Raw genomic sequence first — 19,885 nt, forward strand, 5'->3', positions numbered from 1 at the left:
GGTTTCTACCCGGCTGGTCAGGGGTTCGAATCCTCTCGGGGGCGCGCAGGTCAGAGCACATTTCTGGCACGGCGGCTGGTCCTCAACCGGTCGCCGTGCCCACATTTTGCCCACATTCCTTCTGTCGCAGTTCGCCGAGCGCGTCAGCGACTGTGTCCAGGTCGTCGTCGAACAGATGCCCATACCGGTCGAGGGTGAGCGCCGCGGAAGCGTGGCCGAGCATCCGCTGCACCACCTTCACGTTTGCCCCCGACCGGATCGCCAACGATGCGCACGTGTGCCGCAACTCGTGCGGGGTCAGCCCGTCAGGCACGTCGGCTTTCTCCACGGCGGTGTCCCACCAGCGTCGAGCGTTGCGGTACCGCAGCACTCCCCCACGGGCGGCGGTGAACACCAGATCGTCCGCCGCCTTGTCTTTGATTGCGAACCGGAGTTGGTCAGCTAGGAACGTCGGGATCGGAACCTCCCGGTGCTCGCGGTTCTTCGTCTCACCCCAATGCAGGGTGCCGGACACTTCTGTCACCGATCGTCGGACAGTGATGCGCCGCTTCTTTGGGTTGATGTCCCGCTTATGCAGGGCTGCGAGCTCACCCCACCGCAGTCCCGAGTAGGCGAGCGTGTTGACCAACGTCGGCCGCTTCGACACCTGGGCCAGGGACTCGACCTGAGCGGCGGTCAGATACCGGCGCTCGGTTGCCGCGACTTTCGGCAGTTCCACTCCGTCGCACGGATTGGACTGTATCTGTCGGTCGCGGACAGCGCGGGCCATGATCGAGTGGAGGATCGACGCCGCGTTGCGGACGGTTTTCGGTGAGCCAGCCAGCCCGTCGATCCAGTCCTGCACCACACCGGGCGTCACCTTGCCCACCTCGATGGACCGTAGTGGCTCCAGGTGAAGTTTCACGGTGGTGGTGTACCCGGCGAGGGTCTTGGGGGTGACGCGGCTTTTGGAGGCCAGCCAGGCGTCCGCAACAGCACTCAACGGGGTCTTGCCGGCTTCGGGTGAGATCCATGTGCCGGAGGCGAGTTCGACGACGTTGTTGGACGCCCACAGTTCTGCGGCTTTCTTGGTGGTGAAGCCGCGTTTGTCGGTCTGTCGTCCGCCGGGTTTTCGGTATCTGACGCGCCAGCGTTTGCCTGCTTTGGTGTCGTAGGCTTTGATGTTCGCCACGGTGGTTCCTAGTCGAGGTTGAGGGTGCCGACTCGGGGTCGGGCGGGTGTGCGGTTCATGCGGCGGCGTAGCCGTTTGGTGAGGACTGGGTAGGTGGCGAGGACGTCTTCGCGTTGTGCGAGTTGCTGTAGCAGTTGGTAGTAGCGGGTTGGCGACATGTCGAGTTCGTCGCGGATGGCGGACTCCTTCGACCCCGCGAGGCGCCACCAGCGGGACTCGAACTGCATGATCTGGTGCTCGAACTCGGTCACGCGGTTCCCTCCCTTCGGGCGACGATCTGTTCAATGTAGGCCCGCTCATCGTCGTCGAGGGTTGCGATCCTGACGAGAAGTACGGCCCGGTCTACCCATAGGTCGTCGGCCATGTCGTCGTGGGCGTGGCCGTCGTGCCAGACGATCGCGTCGGCGAGGTCGTCCAGGTCGACGAGTCGGCGGGCGGCGATCTCCTCGACGAGTAGTTCTTCGCGAGCGGCCAGGTGGGGCGGAGCCGGCCCGCGCTCGAGGTGCACCAGCTCATGCGCCAAGGTAGAGCGCCGCTCAGCCTGGGTCAGCAGCGGGTGGAGGGTGATCGTGTGGCCGTCGACCCTTCCCCTGGCGACGGCCGCGGACCACCTGAGGGTGATGTGTGGCAGGCCCCGGAGGGCTCTCCACGGGTGGTATCGGTGTTCACGCATGGCCACACCAGACCACGCTGGTACGACAAGAAGACCGCCTGAGCAGGGGTTACAGCGTTGTCATTCAGCGTGCTTGGTGCCCATCGAGCGACTCATGGACATCGTTCGATGACGTGTAGGCGCTGTAGAGACTGGTGACCGTCATCAGCAGGATCAGCATCTCGAATAGGCCAAGTCCGGCAACAACAGCTGCGGGGTAGCCCGTCAGCACCCGCTCGCCGTCCGACCCCATGGCCGACATGCCCGTCACGATCACCACGCAGTTAGCCAGCCCGATCAGCACAGCGGCGAGGATGTGCGCGACGTTCTCGTCGAGCGAGTCCTTGAGCATGGTCTCGCGGTAGGTTGGGTACTCGCGGTCGGTTAGCCGGAGCCTCAAACCGGCCAGCTGTGCGTAGACCGCCAGCAGAGTCCCGGATAGCAGGGCCAGCCCACTCAGCACGGCGCCCGGCGCTGCAACCGATCCGTCCAGCACCGCGAACAGGACCAGGGCAGCGATAGGTGGAACTACCAGGATCGCCCGTGCGACCCAGTCTGCGGGCCCGGCGCCCCCCGATGTTCCTGGCCCCGAAAGACCGCGCCACAGGCCAATGAAGATCGGGAAGAAGTTGAATCGGGACATGCCCTGCCCCTTCCGTCGTCAGTACTGCGTCTCATCGAGCGACAGGTGGTCAACTCGGAGCTGAGACAGGATCTCCGCTCTGACCGCAGTCTTGAACTCATCATCGTCAGGTCGCTCGTCAGGGTCAACCTCATAGGTAAACGCCTCTGGTAGCCGCGACGGGGATACCTTCTTCCGCCCACCCGACGTCTGGACAACTAGGTAGCCGTCGTCGATGTCGAGCCCCCTGAAGCCGTCGTTCTCATCTCCGGCCAGCACCTTGGCGAACTCGCTGTCGGAGTCGACTTCGAACGCCTCGGCCACCCACCTCTGGAGCCAACCCTTGGCTCGGCCCTTCGTTTCGATGGTGATCTCGAACTTCTTCCGGATTGGCTTGCGCGCCTTGTTGAACTCGTGGCTCTGCAGAACCACGCGAACGGGGGAACCATTCCTAAGAAACGCCCTGCGCTGCTCGTCATTGCCCATCTGGTCGTGCCGGAGCTGCCAGTAGACCCTGCCCGGCTGTGTGTCTCCCGGCGCCACGGTCACTGAGCGCTCCTGAGACCACTTCTTCGTCCACTTGGTGAGGAACCAAATCGGGCACTGGTTTCCGATGGACTCGACGGCCAAGACGCCGACTTCGGGGTCATCTGTGAGGCTGAGAATCGCGCGGAAAGGCCGCACGATCGTGTAGCCCTCGAGGTCCTTGTCGTCTTCCTCGTCGAGATGCGACGGCGGGATCGCCTTGTCGAAGCCGTCATGACGCCCAACCAAGAAGGTCGCCATCACACCTCCGGGGAAGCTGGCGACTGACTCCATCCTCATCGCAGAGAGACGAGATAGCTCGTCCGCGGTCGGCGGGTCAGCGTCGGGAGACCTGGGGAAGCCCCGTACTTGCGTCCCGATGTGAGATGAACATAGCTCCTTGAAATGCGTGGCGTACGACCACTTGACTGTGTCTCCGTCCCGTTCGATGAACGGGCGATGCGTCTTCCACTCGTTGTTGCGGGTGAGGTGCACCTTGTAGAGACGAAAGCCGTACTTGGGCATTACGCGCCTTCCCAGTCGTCGGGTTCTTGGTTCTCTTCACCAGCGTCCTTACCGGGGAGGCGGCGGCGTTCGCCTTCGCTCATGCCGGGTAGGTCGCGGGCGGCGTGCAGCTGCTCGGGCTCGTACGGCAGCGGGTCCTCGAGCTCCTGGTCCGCCTCGTCCTGCCGGCGTGCTTCGGCGGTGACGCGGTCGAGCATCTCGTCAACGTCCGGGGCGCGGTGATCGTCCAGGTAGGCCACGTTCCAGCGGGACGCCCGGTCACGGTGCGGGCCGCTCATCGCGGCCGGGGGCTGGTCGTCTCCGCGCACTATGCTTCCGGGGCGTGTCGGGGGCAGTACTCAAGCATCATCATCATGATCGTCATCCGCGCTTGGGTGTCACTCCATTGTCCGCTCGTGATCTCTGCAGCCTCGTCAGCCACCTGCCGGTTTGTCGCGCCAGCATCAAGGGAGTCGCAAGTGTGAGTAGCGACAGCATCGACTTGAACTGGAGTGAGAGTCACACCCGCGAGCTCGTCGAGTCTCTGCGAGAGTGCCATCGGGTCTTTCCCCCCTACCCCGTCTGCCAGGATCCTCTCCTGCGCGCTAGCGCCATTGCTCGACGCCGACGATGCGGGAGCTGTTGTGGCTCGGGCCTCGTCTGGGGACGGCGCTGGATCCATGCTGGTTGTACACCCGGAGAGAATTAGCGCTACAGCTGCGAGCGCGTAAATTGTGGGGCGCATGGTGGGCTCCTTAGTCGTCATACGGGGATTCTTGGGACTCTTCTCCAGCCGCTTCAGTTTCGCGGTGGAGCCGCTCGCCGAGGGATGGGCCATCGTGGTCTCGCGCCGCGGACTGACCAACCCACTCGTCGGGGTACGCCTCTGTCCGCTGCTTGATCGCGTGAACCTGAGCGATGGTGTCGGGGTGCTGGTCGTTCATGGGGGTTCCGTCAGCCCCAACTTCGTCATCAACTGCCGGATCGCTCGACGCGCTCTGCGTGCCTTGGTCTTCATTCTTTTGCTCCTTGGTAGGGGTCATCGCCCGTACGACCGCCAGTACGGCGTCTCGCTGCTCGGACGTAAGCTGATCCGCTGTGCTCGGGAGCATCGCGGCCAGCTCGGACTGCCGGCGCTGGACATCGAGCCCCAGACTCTTCGCGGTCGCGAGGAGCACTGCCGCGACGTCGACTTCTAGGGCGTCTGCCATAGCTGCCATCGTCGTGGGTTCGGGGAACTCTCTGAGCCGAACGCCTGTGCCGAGTTGCTGCCACCTCTGTGCGGAGATGACGTCGTTGCCACGCGCGGCGATCTCCCGGTAGGACCACCCTCGGGCGGCCTTCCGGGCTTGGATCAGATCAGCGAGTGTCGGCACGGATAGAGCATCGATCGCGCCCTTCTCGTTTCGCAACGGGCACACCTTCCATGCCGCCTACCGCCATTCGACACTTATCGGGCCGATGGCTGCCTACCAATTGACAGGGTCCAGTGTGCAACATCGCCCCTGCCTGCGGAACTACACGCCTGCAACTCGCTTGACAGCCGCCTACTGGTAGGCGCTATAGTTCTGCTTATCACTTGACGGATAGGCGCCTACTGAGCAGAATGGAGAGCGCGATGGCAACCCGCTACCGCAGACGACCGAAGGGAACCTGGATGAGGCTCCACAGCGCACATCTACTTCGCGCAGTGGTCGGCCCCGAGCCGGAGAAGAAGATGTCGGCTCGTCAGCTCGCCCGGTACGTAGGAGTTCACCCGAGCTTCATTGACCACCTGGTAGCCGAGCGGCGTCGCAGCTGCTCCCCGCAGGTGGCCGACCGCATCGCGGAGGCATTGGGTGTACCGACCGAGTTCCTTTTTCAGGAGCAGATGTCAAGTACCGAGCGCGCTACCGACAAGCAGAAGGCTGCAAGCGCCGCATAAGAGCGGCCCCGCACCGGGCGCAATCCGGTCGGGGCCATGAACAGAAAGAGGTCTGTTGTGACTGATTCTATCGGGACTCTCCTCCCGATTAAACGTGGAGAGGAAGCGACCAATGGCGTTCGACCCCCAGACCCTCTCGGAGGCGGAGCGAAGCAAGTGCCTGGAAGTACTGGGAGCGGTTCGAGGGCAGCTGGACGTGCTTCCCTTGGACCAACTTGGCCAGGGACCCCAGGAACTGGCGTGCGACTTCATGCGTCAGCGGGCTGGCGCAATCGTCGATGGCTACATCGCCAGCATCATCCGGGCAATAGAGCCCTAGCTTTCGAGCATTTTCTGGACGGTATCGGACACTCCGGCTTCAATCGCCTTATTGGTCGCAGCGGCAAACCAACCACCAAAGGCGTTCACAAGGCCGGTCCACTTCCCTTGCTTGTCCGACCGAACTGCTGCTTCACCGAGTCCTGCGAGCAATCGATCGACTGCAGCTCTGACTCGAACGTCGCCGACAGTTTCGTACCGAGCAATGCAGTCAGCAGCGTGAAGGAGCACATCTTCGATGTGCCGTCGCAGAGCCTCTGGGACGGAGGAATCAGTGTTCAGCAGCTTGGATGCGTCGATGACCATCTGGCGAGCCTCACCGAGCCGTTCCTGATCAAGTGGCTCAACGACAAAGGTGAGACGCTCGGCGAGGGTGCGCAAGTGCGCAAGTGCGACCGAGTCGATATTGGAGGCGTTCCTCCAACCGCCGTCGTATGCGAAAACGATCTGGGTCCAGTTGTGCACGGCGTCGAGGTAGACGGAGACATCAGATCCACGCTCGCGCATAGACACGAGGAGAAGTTGGATCTCGTCGATCAACTGGACGAGATGCCGCATCCTCTGCCAGCCGCTGCCGTCCTGACCTACTTTCCGGACGCTCGCTCCGCTATTTCCTTCGGTTCTGGATTCCCAATCCTCGAATTCTGCGAGCAGCAATTGCGCCGGGTTCGCCATCTCGTCTCCGCTCTCAATGAAGTGCCCGCCTCGGCGATTGCAGCGCCGGGCGGGCGTGACACCAACTCCTAGGAGGAATCATGTCAGAACATCATGTTACCGGGGCTCTGGTCCCGTTCCAGTATGGCGATGCCCAGGGCGTCGTGACCATCGAGGGCGAGCCGTGCCTTAAGGGCGCGGAACACCACCTCTACATCGTCGAGTTCGTCGATCACGGCATCAAGGTCGGGATCACGGGTGACCCGAACCGACGCCTCGCCGCTCACCGCCGCGATGCCGAAGCGTTCGGCAGGGCCGTTGGCCGGGCGTGGGTGTCTACCCCGCACGTCGAAGCCCGATCGAACGAGAACGCGCTCAAGGCCCTCTCCGGCAACGGGACCCGACGCGAATACATCAACGTCCCGTTCGAGGACGCTCTCGCCTCTGCCGCCCGCCTCCCAATGCGCCGGGCAGATCGCACCGCAGTCGAAGCGAGCCGCGCCCGCGCCCTGGCCACCCTCCAGTCCATCCTTCTTCCGGGAGTGCCGCGATGAACGCAGACTTGATTCCATTCACGAGCGACGAGTTCGCGCTCGAGATCATCCCTTACGGAGACTCATTCAAGGTCGCGGCCCCCGGCCTTGCCCGTGCGCTCGGCTTTCGGGACGCCCCGACAATGACGCGCTCCGTGCCGGAGGGTGAGAAGGGGTACACGAACTTGCGTACCCCCGGCGGCGAACAGGTCATCAACTTCGTCACCGAATCCGGCTTCTACCGAGTCATCGGTCAGCGGCAGGCGTCACGTGTCAAGGACGACGAGATGCGTGTCCGGGTTGAGCGGTTCCAGTCGTGGTTCTATGGCGACGTTCTCCCTTCGATCCGTAAGCACGGCGGGTACCTCACCGCGACGAAGGTCGAGGAAGTCCTGTCGGACCCGGACACGATAATCCGGCTCGCCACCGATCTGAAGGCTGAGCGTGCCCGCCGGGCCGAACTCGAGGCCCTGCGTGAGATCGACGCGCCGAAGGTGTTGTTCGCCGATGCGGTGTCCGCGTCGAAGTCGAACATCCTCGTCGGTGAGCTCGCGAAGATCCTGAAGGGCAACGGCATCGACATCGGCGCGAACCGACTGTTCGAGTTGCTGCGGTCGAAGGGCTACCTGATTTCCCGTAAGGGCACCGATTGGAACATGCCGACGCAGAAGTCGATGGAGTTGGGTCTGTTTCGGATCAAGGAGACGACGGTTGTCCATTCGGATGGGCATACGTCTTTGAATAAGACGCCGAAGGTGACGGGCAAGGGTCAGCAGTACTTCATCGAGCGGTTCCTCGATGGCCGGCTTGAGGCGGTGGCGTGATGAGCACTCAGGTTGCAGCGATGGCCACTGAGGCTGCCACCTTCGCGACGTCGGCTGCTGCTGCGGCCGTGATTAGCGCGGGGTCGAGTCCGGAAGGTACGCCTGGCCAATCAACCACGCGCCCCATAGATGCGGCTGGACCTGCGCGTTCATATCCTCCCAGCCATTTGCGAACACCGTGGGTACAGATACGAACTGGCCTTGTGGGCATTCGCGAAGTCCTCGCTCGACTTCTGCAGTGTCCGCCGATGGCTGCAGTTCCAGCACCTGCGGCTTTCCGCCGTTTGCTGGGTAGAGGTACAGGCAGGTCGCTGGTCGGCCAATCGAGCTCTGCTCATTCGTCACAGTCTTCTCCTTGTTCGGTGTGTGGTGCTCCGAGCGTAGGAGAGCCCCCGGCGGCGGGAGGGGCTTCGGCAACTCCCGCTTCCGGCGAGGGGGTGTCGTCGTGATGCCGTACTCCGAATTGTTCGAGCAGATGATGCGGTCCCTCGAGCGTGTCCGCGTCTTGGACGGGATCGAGATCGTGGCGGACTTGTACGAGGCCGAGGTCGACGGGGCGTCCAGGGACTTGAAGTGGTTGATCCTGCACCCGGATCACGAGGCCGGGGCCGTTCCGGCCGAGGTGATGGAAGAGATCAACTCCCGCTACCGGGAGGCGTCCCCTCAGGTGGTGGCGTCGTGAGTCAGGTCGATGTCGCGCAGGCGGCGTTCAAGCTGGTGCTCACGTCGCATGAGGCCGGCGCGTTGGTGAATCGGGATCCGAAGACGGTGGCCGGGTTGTGTGAGCTCGGTGTGATTCGGGCTTCTCGTGATCGGGCTGGTGGTCGGTGGCGGATTCCGCGGTCGTCGATCGATGAATGGATCGCGTCTGGTCAGCCGATGGCGGTGGCGTCGTGACTTCTTCTCTCTTCTCTTCTTCTGAAAGCGGTGTCTCCGTGAAGCGTGCCCTGTTGGTTCTTCCTGTTGCTGTTCTGGCTCTGTCGGCGTGTGAGTCGGCGTCGTCGGTCCCGGCCTCGTCGGGGGATCGGGTGCTCGAGTCCACGACGGTCGCCCCCGTGGCTCCTGCTGTGGAGCCGTCACAGGTCGAACCGTACATCCCGGTCGACAGCACGGACATGATCCTGCAGTCGGTCGCGGCTGGTGAGGGCATCGACATGCCGGACGGTATGGCGTCCCAGTACGCGGACATCATCTGCCAGGGGCTTGAGGATGGCCTGTCGCCTATGGCTCTTGTTCGGATCGCCGCGTCCGAGTTGACGCAGTGGGATGACGGTCAGCATTCGTTCCTGGTGGGTGCGTCGATTGGGGCGAAGTGCCCTGAGTTCTCGTACCTGGTTGGGGGTGCGTGATGTCTGCGAAGCCTTCCCCATCGGTGCGGCGCCGGCAGTGGGTTGTCCACGGCAGCAACGGCAGCGAGACGGTGTTTCTCGCCGACTACCACCGCACCACGGAACGTAAGGACGGTCTGGAGCTGCAGTTCATGAACCGTGACGAGCACATCGACCGTCGTGTGGGTTCTGTGCGGCCTGGTGCGTGGCATTGGGTTGCGGAGGAGTCCGCTCTGGTTGAGGAGGATTCCGATGCGTGATCTGCGGTTTGAGGCGATGTGTGCGCATCCGGCGGGTAAGGGCATCCCGGAGTCTCCGGAGGTTGCGCAGGCGCGGATGGATGCGGAGGCTGTGACGCTCGCCAACTCGGGTCGCCGGGCTCGTGGTGTGTGGGTGGTTGCTGCTGGGCAGGTGGCGGGGATCGTCGGCGTGTTTCTGCTGGTGATGGCGCTGTCTGTGTTGGCGGAGGTGGCCGGGGGGTGGCTGCTGTGAGTCTTTATGACCGTTTGGCGCCGCCGGAGCCTGAGTTCTCCGATGAGGAGTGGGACCGGGCGTACGAGTTTCTGGTGCAGGAGCGTGTCGATCTGGGCTGGCCGCGGGCTGATGCGGAGGCGCATGTCGATGACTTGATGGTCTCGGATCAGTGTGTGCAGGCCCGCGAGGACCTGCAGGCCGTGTGGGCGGATGAGGAACGCGCCCGACGGAAGGAGAACTGGTGATCGGAATCTCGAAGGACCAGTACAGCCGGTGGCTTTCCGGACAGATCCTCTACAACCGTCGGCACGAGTGGGAGTGGGGCCGGTACGCGTTCAAGTACGAGCACCGTTCCACAGATAACGCTATGGGCCGTTTCGGTGGCGGGTGGGACTGGGAGTTGGGTTTTCAGGCATCACGAAACGAGCTGATCGTGAACATGCTTGTGGCGTCGTTGCGGATCTACCGGATGCGTCCATGCGCCGTCTGCGGCGAGTGGGTTCGCCGACCGTGCTACGTGCGGATCGCCGGCAAGTTGAGCGGAGTGCATGGGGAGTGCAGGAAATGACTTCCGAGGATCCGGTACTAGCTCGCGCTGAGGCGCTTGGTGCCGCGCAGATCCAGGCCCGCACCTACCGGCAGGAACGCGATCAGGCACTCCGTGCTCTCTCCCGTATCTGCGCCGCCTATGACCACGGAACAGACCTCGACCTTGACGTGACGATCCGTCAAGCCGTCGACCTACTCAACAAGGAACGACCATGAGACTGCTTGAAAGTACGTCACGTGACGACTGGCTCTCCCAACGCCGCGAATACGTGACCGCCACCGACGTGGCACGGCTCTACACCTCCGCCGCCGAATGGGCGAAAGTGCGGGCCGAGAAGAACGGTACCGCCGACGAACTACGTACCTCGCCCGAGATGCAGTGGGGAATCGACCGCGAAGCGAAGCTCATCGAGTACGCCCAGACGATCGAACCGTCCATCCGGCCGAACGACCAGGTGTGCGTGTCGGACTCTGGCCCGTGGGCCGCTACCCCGGACGGTATCGGCGACGGAGTCGTGTGCGAATGCAAGACCGGTTCCGTCTCCGGGCTGGAGAAGTCCCACCGTAAGTACCTGGCGCAGATGCAGTGGCAGATGTGGGTCACCGGTACCGATGGATGCCTGTTCGTCACTGAGGTGCGGGACTGGGACGACATGGGTTTCACCCCGGGTGAGCGCACGCATGAGTGGGTGGACCGGGACGACGACATGATCACCGAACTGGTGGATGTCGCGGAGCGGTTCAGCGCCGGCGAGGACGTCACTGAACTGGACGTGCTGATCGCCGCTGTGGTGGATGTGCAGGCCGAGCTCGACAAGACGTCGGCCCGTTTGGATGAGGCGAAGGACGCTCTGCGGTCGCATGTCGGGGACCGGGACTTCACTCACGATGGTCCGTTCGGCCGCGTTTCCCTGACCCTGCCGAAGCCGCGGGTGTCGTTGGACTCGAAGCGGCTGCAGGCTGAGCGACCAGACGTGTTCTCGGAGTTCACCCGCACCACTTCGGCGTCGAAGCGGACCCTGCGTGTGTCGGAGGTGTCCCGTGGCTGACATCAACCTGGACAACTACGAGCCGGTAGATGAGCGGATCGCCCGGTTCAAGGGTGACTACCCGAATTTCCGTGTGCTGACTGAGGAGTCGCATGAGGGTGAGCCGGGCGCTACTCGGTGGATTGTGAAGGCGTCGATCTGGCGTGACGCGGACAACGTGGGGATGCCGGATGCGACGGGGTACGCGTTCGAGATCGACGGTAAGGGCATGACGCAGCGCACCGCCGCTTTGGAGACGTGCGAGACGTCGGCTATTGGTCGTGCTCTGGCGAACCTGGGGTATGCGGGCAACCGGTCGGTGACTCGTGAGGAGATGTCGAAGACGCTGGTCGCGGAGTTGGAGGAGCGTGTCTCTAAGGCTGCGAACGAGGAGGAGTTGCGTTCGATCTGGGTGGATGCGCAGGCGCAGGGTTTGGAGCGTCGTATTCAGGGTGCTGTAAACCGTCGCAAGGCGGAGGTGGCGTCGTGAAGGGCGTAGAGCGCCGGCGGGCGCTGCTGGTCGAGGCCGATGGCCGCATGGTCGCCACCCACATCCCCGCGGACCGGCACGGGTTCCGCAACACCTACAAGTACTGGCTGTGCCGCTGCGTCCCGTGTACGGATGCGGCCAGGTCGAAGGCTGACCCGGGCTCGGATCAGTCGAAGTATCTGCTTGGCGAGTACGCGCATATGCGGTCGTTTGGGATGTGTCATGAGCGGGCGTGTGCCCGGGTTGGTGTGTCTTTGGAGTGGATGGGGAAGTTGCTGGCTACCGAGGCGGTGCCGGCATGAGCGAAGTACTCAACCCGGTGCAGGTGGAGTCCGCTATCCGCGAGGTAGCGAACCTGATGGCCGAAGGCGTGCAGGTCTGTTCGGATCGGTGGGCGGCGTTCGCGGAGGCGGATCACGCCTACGACGTGGCGTATGCCCGCGCCTACATGGGGCACCAGGGGCCGGCGCACGAGAAGAAGTACGCGGCGGTGTTGGCGTGCCAGTCGGAGCGTGATGTGCGGGATGCGGCTGATGTCGCGTACCGGCACGCGGATCGGCGGGCGAAAGCGTTGGACGCGGAGCTGCGGGCGTGGCAGTCGGTCGGGGCGTCTCTGCGAGTGCAGTACGGCGTCGCTGGCAGGGGTGAGGGCGCATGAGTGTGTCTGCGTTTTCGGATGTGGTCCGTGCCCGCGTGATGGCCCGCTCGGGCGGCTACTGCGAGATCTGCCACGTCGAGTGTTCCGAGACCGGCCAGTACCACCATCGCCGTCCCCGCGGCATGGGCGGGTCACGCAACCCAGTGTCCGGGCGTGCAGCGAACTGCTTGTTCCTGTGCCCTGCCGATCACGATCACATCGAGCGGATGGAGCGTGCCGAGGCACGCGACAACGGGTGGTTGGTCCGTCAGGGCCATAACCCTGCGGATGTTCCTGTGTGGCGGCGTCGGCGGTGGGTGCTTCTTGATGACGAGGGCGGCATCCGCCCGGTGGAGGTGACGGCATGAACCCGACAGTTGAGGCGATCATCCGCGACTACCAACGGCAGCTCGCGGCCGCCCACGCGGAGAACGAAACCCTGCGTAAACGCCTGTTCGCGGCGGACCGCCGGGATGAGTGGACGCAAGGCCTACTTCGTCAGTTGAACCGGAAGGTGGCTGCTCATGTCTCTGCGTGACGTTCTTGGTGTGTCTCAGGATGCGGATTTGTTCGAGGACGCCCCGTGCACTGACCTCTCGTTGTTGTTGTGGGATCCGCGGGGTGAGCGGGAGAAGCAGCCCGACGCGAATGCCCGGCATAAGAAGGCGGCGTTGATCTGTCGGTCGGAGTGTCCGGCGATCACGGCGTGTGCTGCCCGTATGGCCCGGTTGCGTGCGGCTAAGCGTTTGACGGCGGGTGTGTGGGCGGGGCAGGTGCCTTCTCGAGGCGGTGCCCGCCCGGTGCGTGCTGAGTGTGGCTCGGATGGCGGGTATCAGCGGCATCACCGTCTTGGTGAGCCGGTGTGTGATGCGTGTGCTGTGGCGCATCGGGCGTATATGCGGGAGTACATGGCGGCGAGGAGGTCGTCGTGAGTTCGTTTGTTGAGCCGCGGCTCATTCCTGCTGTGCGGAAGGAGCATTGGACGCGGCCGGATGAGCAGGTGGGTTACCGGCTGGCGGATGCGCGTTTGGAACGCCGGGAGGAAGCACGCCGGCGGGCACGACCAAGGAAGGAGGAACGACCATGAGCTGGTTCAAGGTCGACGACGGTTTCTGGTCGCACCCGAAGGTACTGACGATGAGCACCGATGCGACCTCCCTGTGGGTCCGGGCTGGCGCGTACTCGTGCCAGCACCTCACTGACGGGTTCATCGCGTCAGAGTTGCTGACGGTTCTCGGTGACCGGGAGTCGGCTCAGGAGCTCGTGGATACGGGTTTGTGGTTGGACGCTGATGGTGGGTTCTTGTTCCACGATTGGGGTGAGTATCAGGAGACGTCGGAGGCGGTTAAGCAGCGTCGGGCGCAGGCGCGTGAGCGTCAGCGTCGTGCGAGGGCGTCACGCGAAAACCGCAACGACGTAACGGGGGATGTCACGCGTGACAGTGGGCGTGACTCACGGGAGTGTTCGCAAAAAGTTTCAACCCCCGACCCGACCCGACCCGACCCGACCCGACCCGACCATTCTTCTTCGTCGGCGAATCCGCCGGCGGTGGCCGAGCCACCGCGAGAAGACGTCGAAGCACTCTGCACCCGCCTCCGGGACCACATCGCAGGCAACACCGCCAAGACACCGAACATCACTGCGAAGTGGCGGACCGAAGCTCGACTGCTGTTGGACCGGGACGGCATCCCGTTCGAGGAGGCGGTCCGTGTCCTGGATTGGTGCCAGCTGGACCAGTTCTGGAAGTCCAACATTCTGTCGATGCCGAAGTTCCGGGAGAAGTTCTCTGCACTGCAGATCAAGGCGCACCAGCAGTCGAACGTGGCGCAGTTCCCGGGACGACCTACTGCGTCGCAGAGGGCGCAGGCTCACCTCGACACGGTCGATGAGGCGGTCCGGCTGATGGGTGGTGGGCAGTGAACCCGCAACTCGCAGCCACGTACGCGGCGCAGGTGCTCGCGAGGGCGAACCTGATGGACTCGCGGGTCCGTCAGGGTGACCCGGCTCAGACGGCGGTGTGGGCTGAGGTGATCGGCCGGCACAACTTGGACATCGCGTATCTGCTGAACGCGGTCACCGCGTACTACGAGGAGCCGCGGGAACGGACCGTCCAGGTTGGGGACGTGATCCGCATGGCGCGTGATCTTCGTCAGCGGGACGCGATGGTTGAGAACACGCATACCGCTGTGGCCGCTAATTCGGCCGTGGGCGCTCTCCCGGCTGGTTCTGGCACATCGACCCACCCTGGGGGTTTGAACGCGACTGGTGAGCCGATTCAGGCGGCTTACGAAGTGGACGGGGTCGGGTACATCCCGTGCCCGTCGTGTCTGGCTCAGCCGGGACAGACGTGTGGCCGTGATGGCCGCGACTACAAGATTCCGTGCGCTGCCCGACTAGCGGCCGCACACCGAAACAGGAGGATCCGCTGATGTTCATCGAACCAAACCTCGTCACTTACACGTGGGGATTCAACGCCACGAGTGTCGAGCGAAACCAGATCGAGTCGATCGAGGCGAAGACCATGACGTCACCGGTCGTGCTGAAGGCATTCGACACCGACGTGCAGCTCGTCCCGGACGACATTCCGCACCTGATCGACATCCTCGCGTCGGCCTACGAGATGTGCCAGCAGCAGACCGAGAACCGACAGAAGGAGAACTGACCATGAGCAACACCATGAGCATGAAGGGCCGCGCCGGATCGGATGGCGAGCTGAGGTTCACCCCGTCGGGGCAGGCAGCTTGTTCGTTCTCGGTGGCGGACACGCCGCGCAAGAAGGACCAGTCCGGGCAGTGGGTTGATGCCGGGCCGACACTCTGGCAGCGGGTGCAGGTGTGGGGGCCGGAGGCTGAGAAGGCCGCGGAGGAGGTCCGCAAGGGGTCACTGGTCACTGTGTCTGGCCGGGTGAAGGCCGAGGAGTGGCAGGACAAGCAGACCGGGGAGACCCGCAAGTCGACCACGCTGGTGGCGGATGTGGTGTACGTGCATCCGCCGAAGGATCAGCAGGCCCAGCAGCAGGGCGGGTTCCAGCAGCAGCGGCAGGACGACCCGTGGGGAAGCGCACCGGCCCAGCAGCAGGGGTTCGGAGGTGGCCAGGATGAGCCGCCATTTTAAGCGCGACTGGGAAGAGACCGTGTCCGGCGAACACTGCCACTGCACGTTGTGCCCATTCCGCAACTGCAAGGACTGCCCCCACCAGGAGGTACGACATGACTGACCCGATCACACCGGACTACTACCGGTTCCCCAGCGGTAGCGAGGTCATCGACATCAGCGAGTACCTGACCGGCAACGGCGCCCAGGTGGTGCAGTACGTAGCTCGCGCTACCCGCACTGACGGTGTGGTGAAGGGCTCTCCTGTTGAGGACTTGCGGAAAGCGGCCCTGCTGCTGCAGCGGGAGATCGAGCGACTCGAGGATGCGTCACAGGACGCGCCGAAGTGGGAGTTCCGCCAATACGGTGGCGGGCTCATTGCGAAGCGGGTCAACCAGTGAGCCGCTCGAGAGCGTCCGCGAAAGCTGCCGGCGCCCGGTTCGAGCGTGTCATCGCGGACTGCCTTGCTGAGCATGTGGACGACCGGGTGGACCGCCGGGTGAAGACAGGTGCTGCGGACAAGGGCGACATCGGCGGTCTGCGAACCACTAACGGCAAGCGGGTCGTGGTCGAAGTGAAGGACTACGGCGGCAAGTACCAGGTCGGGCCGTGGCTTGAGGAGGCCGAGCAGGAACGCATCAACGATAACGCTGCGATCGGTTTGGTGATTGCAAAGCGTCGTGGGGTGTCGGATCCGTTGCAGCAGGTGGTGTTCATGCAGGTCTCGGACCTGATTGCTTTGTTGATCGGAGAACGACCATGACCCACTGGCTCGCCCACATCGCCTACTTGCCTGCTTGGTCTGGTTGGCCGACTATCTCACGTCTCGCGAAGGGAGGCACGCAATGGTGACGGCTCGTGAGCGTGTGGCCCGCGCCTGGCACGCGGGGTCGGATCACGCCGCCGAGTCCCCGTTCGGCGGGCCACTGTGCAACTGCGGGCAGGTGGCAGGACAGTGAGCAGCGCATCTACGGGCCGCAAGGGCAAATGCAAGAACTGCCGCAAGCGCATCTATGAGCGCAGGCACGGCAAGTACCTGATGCTCGTGTGGCACCACGCCAACGGTGACCGCGAGTGTGCAGGACTCATGTGCAAGTACGCCTACCCCGAGGAGCACGACATGTCGATCAGTGACCGCCTGGACGAGATCGAGGCCCGCGCCGACGCCGCCACCGACGGGCCGTGGAAGATCGAAACGCACTACGGGATGTCCCAATCGCGCAGGAGACAGATCGTAGTTCCAGGCTGGATGACACCTATCGCGGTCCTCGGACAGGAGAACCCTTACGGCGACCCCGACGCCGAGTTCATCGCCGCAAGCCGAACGGATGTGCCTGAGTTGGTGGAGGCCGTGCGCCGCCGTGACGCTGCTCTCCGCGCCGTCTTCGACCTGCACAAGCCCGAGAAGTTCATGGACTCTGAGGACACCTGCTCTGGGTGCGACATTGGCACGCTGGACCCGCCTACGTGGCCCTGCCAGACGATCCTCGCCGTGCGGGCCGCTCTCGGGGAGGAATCGTGATGTGCCAAACCATGTGGCGATGCCCCGACTGCGGGGAACGGATGCTCGCCAGGGAGCAGTGGGACCACCAATGCCAGGAGGAATCGTGACCGCCGTGTTTCGTGCGTACAGCCCCACCCGCGACAAAGCAGGGGCCACGTTCGCCGACCATGCCCGCGCAGCCTCGCAGGCCGCTGTGCGTAACCAGTTCGCCGCCTGCGACCCCGACACCGAGCTGCCTGCGGACTGGTACGTGCAGACCGGAACCGTCGAATGGGAGACACCATGAGCAGTGACGAGACGACCGAGCAGGTGCCCCGCGTGACCGGGTCGGTGAAGCGGGACTGGATCATCCGGTTAGACGGATCCGTATACGCCGACCCCCCAGTGACAGACGCGGAACGCGAGACCGATGACGGCAGGTGGATTGCAGAAGCCCGAGACCGAGGAGGCGACTGGGAATGCGTTGGGGTGCGACGCAATCAGTTCCTCGCGATGGAGTTGATCTGCGACCTGGATCGGTATGACCGCAGGATCCGACGGGACAACGAAGACAAGGGACACCCATGACCGACCCTCAGACACTCCCCGACCACATCCTCCAACTCGACCAGGCGGTCTTCGAGCTCACGAAGGCCCGCACCACCCGCACCGACACCGGAGTGTTCACCTCACCATCCCTGTGGGTGCAGATGACCCAGGCTGTTCACGGCATCCGCAACGGCGTCGAAGCAAACACCATCGCCGAATCACGCGCACCGTTCTGGGTGACCGGCCACGACTGGTGCACACGGGTGGAGAAGAAGGTCCGCGAATGGCTACCCGGCGAGTACGGCCACACCCTCACCCTGCTGCTCGCACTACCTGAACAGAAGTGGACCCCGGAGCAGGCCGGCCACGTGGGGAAGATGACCATCGAAGTTCGCCGCTGGGTGGACGAGGCGAAGAAGTACCTCGACGGCGAGAGCGAACTCGAGTACCGGAAGCCGTGCCCGGAGTGCGATGTTCAGCACCTGTGGCGCCACATCGACGGCGAGGATGTGAAGATCCCTGCAATCACGATCACCACCCGGATCGTGCGCTGCAAGTGGTGCGGCACCGAGTGGGAACCGGAATGGTTCGCCCGCCTGATCGGGATCGATGTGGACACGATCGTTGATGCGATCCGAGACAAGGAGACAGCGTGACTATTTTGGCTAGCCGTTGGACATCTTCACCGAGTGGGGAGACGATCACCGCATGATAAGCCCCCAATACCTCATGTGGTTTAGCCGCTTTGGACTTCCCCACCTCGAGACGCAGTACTGGCTCGATGACTGCTACGACCTGAAGCGGATGCTCGACAACGCCGACACGGCCACGTACGACCAGTACGGCAGCCTGAACTACGTCGAACACATCGAGCGTGGAGTCATCCCCGACGAAGAGTGGGAGGACGGGTTCAACAACTACATGTCGATGGTTGAGGCGGAAGAGGCCGAGGAACGGGCAACCAATCCCCCGGCCGCTTACGGAGAGGTCAGCGTACGACCTCCGGCCGGACATCACCACGCGACTCTGTGGTCGGTTTACCGGACGTTCAGAGATCGGGATCAGATGCGAGCGACCGCCGCATGGCTGGCTGACGAGTTGGGCGAGGACCGGGTCACGTCCCACTGGTACGAACCGGGCACGGAGACAGCATGAGATGCATGTCAGAATTCATGCGCAGCAAGGGGTTCATCCCAGGCGGTGAGGTCATCATCGATGGCGAGGTGTGGACCGCAACCGAGATCGCCGCCGCCATCAATCCCGACACGGACTGGGGAACATGCAGCGCCCCCAACGAATGACACCCATGTGACTTGAAGCGCAAAACTGGTAGAGTGGGAGCTGTTGAAGAGGTGTGCCCGAAACCGGGTACGCCTCTTCTCTCGTTCGTTCCAGCCGCGGGGAAGCCGCTGGAACCCGGGCGTGAACATCCCGCCCCACAGTCTTCCGGTTGCATGTCGCCCGCGCTCACCCCCCAGGCCGGCCTGGTGCCCGCCCCCTACACGCGAGACACCCGACCGGAACCAACCACCCGGAGGTGGACGATGACAAACCTAGACCGCGTCCTCACCGCCACCATCCGCACAATCCTCACAGACCGCGCAACCGGTGCCGACATCAACCAATGCCAGACCGCAGGACTCGATGTCCTCACCGCATGCCGCAACCTGTACGGCTGGACCGAACCCGCCGACCACATCGCCCGAGGCGAGATGAACGCCACCCAGTTCGCCCAAGCCCTACAGCTCGCCATGGCCAAGGCACGACAGTGACACCGGTCGAACAGTTAACCGTCGAAGAACTAGACGCACTCATCGCCATCACCCACGCAGACATGACATGGCACGCACCCTGCTACACGACACGAGCATGGGCAGCGATCGACGCACTACTCGACAGGCGACTGCAACTCACCCGTCACTGACGGTCACGCTGCTCCGGAGTCCATACCCGCGACGACGGCCCGGGCTTCGACACCAGCCACACCACACCCGCAACCACCGATGCGATCACCAGCACAACGATCAGCAGGAACAGCAGATGCCACACGCTCAGTCCACCCATGACACACAGTGTGACACCAGCATCCGACACGATCACCAGAACGCGGGAACACCATGAGTTACGGATGGACCGGACAACACACCGGACTCACCCCAAAGCAACGATCCGAAGCACTCGCTAGAGACGGCCACACTTGCCGACACTGCGGAGCCCCCGCCACCGAGGTAGACCACATCGTCAACCTCGCCCAAGGCGGCACACACGAACCGCAAAACCTCCAAGCACTATGCCCCCCATGCCACCGCGCCAAGACCGAGACAGAAGCACTCGCAGCCCGAAAGGCAGCCCTCGCCGCCCGATACCATCCACGCGAAACACACCCGGGTCTCGCGATTTAGTGTGCATCTAATCTGACAGATTAAATACCGAATTCTTCGTAAATTTTCCTCGCAAAAAATTTTAGTTTGGGGTGGGGATAGGCCCCTCCCCCCGCCCTCGGGAAGCCCCCACGGCATAGGCGCTA

At 63.6% G+C, this 19,885-nt stretch carries 41 protein-coding genes; 32 read left to right on the plus strand and 9 right to left on the minus strand.

The features are described 5' to 3' along the window. Nucleotides 1-82 precede the first annotated feature (82 nt). From ACWGLC_RS15955 to ACWGLC_RS15985, 7 genes are all read right to left on the minus strand, one after another. On the minus strand, nt 83-1,171 hold the full coding sequence (locus tag ACWGLC_RS15955) for a tyrosine-type recombinase/integrase (protein ID WP_452100805.1): 1,089 nt from the start codon (nt 1,169-1,171) through the stop codon (nt 83-85). Nucleotides 1,172-1,179: 8 nt separating this feature from the next. Further along, complete coding sequence (locus tag ACWGLC_RS15960; protein WP_452100806.1) at nt 1,180-1,422, minus strand: DUF3263 domain-containing protein; 243 nt, start codon at nt 1,420-1,422, stop codon at nt 1,180-1,182. After that, on the minus strand, nt 1,419-1,844 hold the full coding sequence (locus tag ACWGLC_RS15965; protein ID WP_452100807.1) for an ImmA/IrrE family metallo-endopeptidase: 426 nt from the start codon (nt 1,842-1,844) through the stop codon (nt 1,419-1,421). The genes ACWGLC_RS15960 and ACWGLC_RS15965 overlap by 4 nt, the downstream gene beginning before the upstream one ends. Nucleotides 1,845-1,908: 64 nt before the next feature. Beyond that, complete coding sequence (locus tag ACWGLC_RS15970; RefSeq protein WP_452100808.1) at nt 1,909-2,466, minus strand: hypothetical protein; 558 nt, start codon at nt 2,464-2,466, stop codon at nt 1,909-1,911. Between the two features lie 18 nt (nt 2,467-2,484). Then, nucleotides 2,485-3,495 carry a hypothetical protein gene (locus ACWGLC_RS15975; RefSeq protein WP_452100809.1) on the minus strand — a complete coding sequence of 337 codons (1,011 nt, stop codon included), beginning with the start codon at nt 3,493-3,495 and terminating at the stop codon, nt 2,485-2,487. After that, nucleotides 3,495-3,803 carry a hypothetical protein gene (locus ACWGLC_RS15980; RefSeq protein ID WP_452100810.1) on the minus strand — a complete coding sequence of 103 codons (309 nt, stop codon included), beginning with the start codon at nt 3,801-3,803 and terminating at the stop codon, nt 3,495-3,497. Before ACWGLC_RS15980 ends, ACWGLC_RS15975 begins: the two co-directional genes overlap by 1 nt. Nucleotides 3,804-4,229: 426 nt before the next feature. Beyond that, the gene (locus ACWGLC_RS15985) at nt 4,230-4,886 is read right to left on the minus strand and encodes a hypothetical protein (protein WP_452100811.1); all 657 of its coding nucleotides are present in this window, start codon (nt 4,884-4,886) and stop codon (nt 4,230-4,232) included. Nucleotides 4,887-5,191: 305 nt separating this feature from the next. Between ACWGLC_RS15985 and ACWGLC_RS15990 the strand changes: the two genes are divergently transcribed. The 4 genes from ACWGLC_RS15990 to ACWGLC_RS16005 all read left to right on the plus strand — a co-directional run bounded on the left by ACWGLC_RS15990 (nt 5,192) and on the right by ACWGLC_RS16005 (nt 7,727). After that, nucleotides 5,192-5,398 (plus strand): helix-turn-helix domain-containing protein, encoded by a 207-nt coding sequence (locus ACWGLC_RS15990; RefSeq protein WP_452100869.1) that lies wholly within the window; start codon nt 5,192-5,194, stop codon nt 5,396-5,398. A 240-nt stretch (nt 5,399-5,638) separates the two neighbouring features. Then, nucleotides 5,639-6,463, plus strand: coding sequence for a hypothetical protein (locus tag ACWGLC_RS15995; RefSeq protein WP_452100812.1), 825 nt, complete (start codon nt 5,639-5,641; stop codon nt 6,461-6,463). Between the two features lie 8 nt (nt 6,464-6,471). After that, nucleotides 6,472-6,924 (plus strand): hypothetical protein, encoded by a 453-nt coding sequence (locus tag ACWGLC_RS16000; RefSeq protein WP_452100813.1) that lies wholly within the window; start codon nt 6,472-6,474, stop codon nt 6,922-6,924. Continuing rightward, complete coding sequence (locus ACWGLC_RS16005) at nt 6,921-7,727, plus strand: phage antirepressor (RefSeq protein ID WP_452100814.1); 807 nt, start codon at nt 6,921-6,923, stop codon at nt 7,725-7,727. Before ACWGLC_RS16000 ends, ACWGLC_RS16005 begins: the two co-directional genes overlap by 4 nt. 72 nt (nt 7,728-7,799) lie before the next feature. Here ACWGLC_RS16005 and ACWGLC_RS16010 read toward each other — a convergent pair whose 3' ends face one another. Further along, complete coding sequence (locus ACWGLC_RS16010; RefSeq protein ID WP_452100815.1) at nt 7,800-8,072, minus strand: hypothetical protein; 273 nt, start codon at nt 8,070-8,072, stop codon at nt 7,800-7,802. Between the two features lie 103 nt (nt 8,073-8,175). On the opposite strand from ACWGLC_RS16010, the gene ACWGLC_RS16015 reads away from it, so the two are divergent. From ACWGLC_RS16015 to ACWGLC_RS16145, 27 genes are all read left to right on the plus strand, one after another. Next, the gene (locus ACWGLC_RS16015; RefSeq protein WP_452100816.1) at nt 8,176-8,409 is read left to right on the plus strand and encodes a hypothetical protein; all 234 of its coding nucleotides are present in this window, start codon (nt 8,176-8,178) and stop codon (nt 8,407-8,409) included. An 86-nt stretch (nt 8,410-8,495) separates the two neighbouring features. After that, a complete protein-coding gene (locus ACWGLC_RS16020) occupies nt 8,496-8,624 on the plus strand; it encodes a helix-turn-helix domain-containing protein (protein ID WP_452100870.1) in 129 nt (42 codons plus the stop codon). Beyond that, nucleotides 8,585-9,076 (plus strand): DUF732 domain-containing protein, encoded by a 492-nt coding sequence (locus ACWGLC_RS16025; protein ID WP_452100817.1) that lies wholly within the window; start codon nt 8,585-8,587, stop codon nt 9,074-9,076. The genes ACWGLC_RS16020 and ACWGLC_RS16025 overlap by 40 nt, the downstream gene beginning before the upstream one ends. Beyond that, nucleotides 9,073-9,315 (plus strand): hypothetical protein, encoded by a 243-nt coding sequence (locus ACWGLC_RS16030; RefSeq protein ID WP_452100818.1) that lies wholly within the window; start codon nt 9,073-9,075, stop codon nt 9,313-9,315. Before ACWGLC_RS16025 ends, ACWGLC_RS16030 begins: the two co-directional genes overlap by 4 nt. Continuing rightward, nucleotides 9,308-9,547, plus strand: a complete 240-nt coding sequence (locus tag ACWGLC_RS16035; protein WP_452100819.1) for a hypothetical protein — start codon at nt 9,308-9,310, stop codon at nt 9,545-9,547. Before ACWGLC_RS16030 ends, ACWGLC_RS16035 begins: the two co-directional genes overlap by 8 nt. Beyond that, nucleotides 9,535-9,774, plus strand: a complete 240-nt coding sequence (locus tag ACWGLC_RS16040) for a hypothetical protein (RefSeq protein ID WP_452100820.1) — start codon at nt 9,535-9,537, stop codon at nt 9,772-9,774. Before ACWGLC_RS16035 ends, ACWGLC_RS16040 begins: the two co-directional genes overlap by 13 nt. Further along, the gene (locus ACWGLC_RS16045) at nt 9,771-10,097 is read left to right on the plus strand and encodes a hypothetical protein (RefSeq protein WP_452100822.1); all 327 of its coding nucleotides are present in this window, start codon (nt 9,771-9,773) and stop codon (nt 10,095-10,097) included. The genes ACWGLC_RS16040 and ACWGLC_RS16045 overlap by 4 nt, the downstream gene beginning before the upstream one ends. Then, nucleotides 10,094-10,294, plus strand: coding sequence for a hypothetical protein (locus ACWGLC_RS16050; RefSeq protein WP_452100823.1), 201 nt, complete (start codon nt 10,094-10,096; stop codon nt 10,292-10,294). Before ACWGLC_RS16045 ends, ACWGLC_RS16050 begins: the two co-directional genes overlap by 4 nt. Further along, nucleotides 10,291-11,127 carry a YqaJ viral recombinase family protein gene (locus ACWGLC_RS16055; RefSeq protein ID WP_452100824.1) on the plus strand — a complete coding sequence of 279 codons (837 nt, stop codon included), beginning with the start codon at nt 10,291-10,293 and terminating at the stop codon, nt 11,125-11,127. Before ACWGLC_RS16050 ends, ACWGLC_RS16055 begins: the two co-directional genes overlap by 4 nt. Next, nucleotides 11,120-11,596, plus strand: coding sequence for a hypothetical protein (locus tag ACWGLC_RS16060; protein WP_452100825.1), 477 nt, complete (start codon nt 11,120-11,122; stop codon nt 11,594-11,596). Before ACWGLC_RS16055 ends, ACWGLC_RS16060 begins: the two co-directional genes overlap by 8 nt. Further along, nucleotides 11,593-11,898, plus strand: coding sequence for a hypothetical protein (locus tag ACWGLC_RS16065; protein ID WP_452100826.1), 306 nt, complete (start codon nt 11,593-11,595; stop codon nt 11,896-11,898). The genes ACWGLC_RS16060 and ACWGLC_RS16065 overlap by 4 nt, the downstream gene beginning before the upstream one ends. Further along, nucleotides 11,895-12,254, plus strand: coding sequence for a hypothetical protein (locus ACWGLC_RS16070; protein ID WP_452100827.1), 360 nt, complete (start codon nt 11,895-11,897; stop codon nt 12,252-12,254). Before ACWGLC_RS16065 ends, ACWGLC_RS16070 begins: the two co-directional genes overlap by 4 nt. Continuing rightward, nucleotides 12,251-12,601 carry a hypothetical protein gene (locus tag ACWGLC_RS16075; RefSeq protein ID WP_452100828.1) on the plus strand — a complete coding sequence of 117 codons (351 nt, stop codon included), beginning with the start codon at nt 12,251-12,253 and terminating at the stop codon, nt 12,599-12,601. The genes ACWGLC_RS16070 and ACWGLC_RS16075 overlap by 4 nt, the downstream gene beginning before the upstream one ends. Then, nucleotides 12,598-12,771 carry a hypothetical protein gene (locus tag ACWGLC_RS16080; RefSeq protein WP_452100829.1) on the plus strand — a complete coding sequence of 58 codons (174 nt, stop codon included), beginning with the start codon at nt 12,598-12,600 and terminating at the stop codon, nt 12,769-12,771. The genes ACWGLC_RS16075 and ACWGLC_RS16080 overlap by 4 nt, the downstream gene beginning before the upstream one ends. 545 nt (nt 12,772-13,316) lie before the next feature. After that, the gene (locus ACWGLC_RS16085; protein WP_452100830.1) at nt 13,317-14,153 is read left to right on the plus strand and encodes a hypothetical protein; all 837 of its coding nucleotides are present in this window, start codon (nt 13,317-13,319) and stop codon (nt 14,151-14,153) included. Nucleotides 14,154-14,395: 242 nt separating this feature from the next. Further along, nucleotides 14,396-14,662: a zinc finger domain-containing protein gene (locus ACWGLC_RS16090; protein WP_452100871.1), complete on the plus strand. Its 267-nt coding sequence runs from the start codon at nt 14,396-14,398 to the stop codon at nt 14,660-14,662. Further along, nucleotides 14,662-14,895: a hypothetical protein gene (locus ACWGLC_RS16095; RefSeq protein WP_452100831.1), complete on the plus strand. Its 234-nt coding sequence runs from the start codon at nt 14,662-14,664 to the stop codon at nt 14,893-14,895. The genes ACWGLC_RS16090 and ACWGLC_RS16095 overlap by 1 nt, the downstream gene beginning before the upstream one ends. A gap of 2 nt (nt 14,896-14,897) precedes the next feature. Next, nucleotides 14,898-15,347, plus strand: a complete 450-nt coding sequence (locus tag ACWGLC_RS16100; protein ID WP_452100832.1) for a single-stranded DNA-binding protein — start codon at nt 14,898-14,900, stop codon at nt 15,345-15,347. Nucleotides 15,348-15,442: 95 nt separating this feature from the next. Then, complete coding sequence (locus ACWGLC_RS16105; protein ID WP_452100833.1) at nt 15,443-15,727, plus strand: DUF3310 domain-containing protein; 285 nt, start codon at nt 15,443-15,445, stop codon at nt 15,725-15,727. Next, on the plus strand, nt 15,724-16,089 hold the full coding sequence (locus ACWGLC_RS16110; RefSeq protein ID WP_452100834.1) for a hypothetical protein: 366 nt from the start codon (nt 15,724-15,726) through the stop codon (nt 16,087-16,089). Before ACWGLC_RS16105 ends, ACWGLC_RS16110 begins: the two co-directional genes overlap by 4 nt. Before the next feature lie 192 nt (nt 16,090-16,281). Further along, nucleotides 16,282-16,848 (plus strand): hypothetical protein, encoded by a 567-nt coding sequence (locus ACWGLC_RS16115; protein WP_452100835.1) that lies wholly within the window; start codon nt 16,282-16,284, stop codon nt 16,846-16,848. Nucleotides 16,849-16,933: 85 nt separating this feature from the next. Continuing rightward, nucleotides 16,934-17,116 (plus strand): hypothetical protein, encoded by a 183-nt coding sequence (locus tag ACWGLC_RS16120; protein ID WP_452100836.1) that lies wholly within the window; start codon nt 16,934-16,936, stop codon nt 17,114-17,116. After that, the gene (locus tag ACWGLC_RS16125; protein ID WP_452100837.1) at nt 17,113-17,397 is read left to right on the plus strand and encodes a hypothetical protein; all 285 of its coding nucleotides are present in this window, start codon (nt 17,113-17,115) and stop codon (nt 17,395-17,397) included. Before ACWGLC_RS16120 ends, ACWGLC_RS16125 begins: the two co-directional genes overlap by 4 nt. After that, nucleotides 17,394-18,014 carry a DUF7341 domain-containing protein gene (locus tag ACWGLC_RS16130; RefSeq protein WP_452100838.1) on the plus strand — a complete coding sequence of 207 codons (621 nt, stop codon included), beginning with the start codon at nt 17,394-17,396 and terminating at the stop codon, nt 18,012-18,014. Before ACWGLC_RS16125 ends, ACWGLC_RS16130 begins: the two co-directional genes overlap by 4 nt. Nucleotides 18,015-18,030: 16 nt before the next feature. After that, the gene (locus ACWGLC_RS16135; protein WP_452100839.1) at nt 18,031-18,513 is read left to right on the plus strand and encodes a hypothetical protein; all 483 of its coding nucleotides are present in this window, start codon (nt 18,031-18,033) and stop codon (nt 18,511-18,513) included. Nucleotides 18,514-18,518: 5 nt separating this feature from the next. Next, nucleotides 18,519-18,659, plus strand: coding sequence for a hypothetical protein (locus ACWGLC_RS16140; RefSeq protein WP_452100840.1), 141 nt, complete (start codon nt 18,519-18,521; stop codon nt 18,657-18,659). 243 nt (nt 18,660-18,902) lie between these two features. Further along, nucleotides 18,903-19,130, plus strand: coding sequence for a hypothetical protein (locus tag ACWGLC_RS16145; protein ID WP_452100841.1), 228 nt, complete (start codon nt 18,903-18,905; stop codon nt 19,128-19,130). Between the two features lie 145 nt (nt 19,131-19,275). On the opposite strand, the gene ACWGLC_RS16150 is transcribed toward ACWGLC_RS16145, so the two are convergent. Beyond that, nucleotides 19,276-19,422 carry a hypothetical protein gene (locus tag ACWGLC_RS16150; RefSeq protein ID WP_452100842.1) on the minus strand — a complete coding sequence of 49 codons (147 nt, stop codon included), beginning with the start codon at nt 19,420-19,422 and terminating at the stop codon, nt 19,276-19,278. 53 nt (nt 19,423-19,475) lie between these two features. Between ACWGLC_RS16150 and ACWGLC_RS16155 the strand changes: the two genes are divergently transcribed. Further along, a complete protein-coding gene (locus ACWGLC_RS16155) occupies nt 19,476-19,760 on the plus strand; it encodes an HNH endonuclease (protein ID WP_452100843.1) in 285 nt (94 codons plus the stop codon). Nucleotides 19,761-19,885 lie beyond the last annotated feature (125 nt).

It is taken from the genome of Dietzia sp. NPDC055877 (genome assembly GCF_053615975.1).